Raw genomic sequence first — 1,050 nt, 5'->3', positions numbered from 1 at the left:
CGCCACCACGCTCGGCGTCGTCGTGGTCGCGGTGGCGTGGCCGCGCCGGCAGGTGGACCTCCCCATTCCCGCCGACTACACGCTCTCCTCGTACGTCCAGGAGTTCGACGAATACCGCGGCAGCCCGTTTGCACCGACCTACGCCAGGACCGAGAGCGGGATGTTCGTGGACCCCGCCGTCCTCGCCGGCTCCGAGTCGTGCGGAACCTCGGGTTGTCACAGCCAGATCCTGGCGGAGTGGCAGCCCAGCGCGCACCGCTTCTCGGCCATGAATCCTCCCTTCCAGCAGGTCCAGAAGGACTTCGCCGCCGACCGCGATCCGGCCCAGACCCGGTACTGCGCCGGCTGCCATGACCCGATCTCGCTGTTTGCCGGGGCCAAGGACATCCAGAACCTCGACCTCGCCGCGCCGGGAATGCAGGAGGGCAGCTCGTGCGTGGTGTGCCACTCCATCTCGAGCGTCGATCAAAGGGGCAATGCCGACTACGTGCTGACGCCACCGCAAAAGTACATCTGGGAAGGCACCGAGGGCCTGAGGAAGCTCGCTTCGGACTTCCTCATCCGCGCCTACCCCCGGCAGCACCTTGCCGACTACGACCGGAACCTCCTGCGAACCCCCGAGTTCTGCGGCGCCTGCCACAAGCAGTTCATCCCCGAGGCGCTCAATCGGTTCGGTCTGAGCCCGGGGCAGAACCAGTACGACGAGTGGCGCAAGAGCCACTGGCACACCGAGGATCCCGAAACCGACCTGAGCTGCCGCGATTGCCACATGCGCCTGGTCTCAGGCTCCGACGATCCGGGTCGCGGCGAGGCCGGAGACCCCCGGCGCTCGGCCGACGACGGCGCCCACCGGCACCATGGCTCGATCGCCACCAACGTGCTGATACCGGCGGTCCTCAAGCTGCCGCACTGGCAGGAGCAGGTCAAGCTGACTGAGGAATGGATCCGCGGTGAGACCATAATTCCGGAGATCGCCCATCTCTGGCCCGCGGGGCCGGTCGTGTCCCTGGACCTGGTGGGTCCGGACCAGGTCCGGGCGGGGGACGAGGT

General features: G+C 67.8%; 1 protein-coding gene. It reads left to right on the top strand.

What is annotated here, in order from left to right; translation table 11 throughout:
• Positions 1 to 1,050 (top strand): hypothetical protein (locus tag GY769_23265; GenBank protein ID MCP4204839.1); only part of this gene is annotated, 1,050 nt, incomplete at both ends.

Source organism: bacterium, from assembly GCA_024224155.1.
Lineage (GTDB): Bacteria > Acidobacteriota > Thermoanaerobaculia > Multivoradales > JAHEKO01 > CALZIK01.
This window is presented reverse-complemented; position numbering and strand designations above follow the sequence as displayed.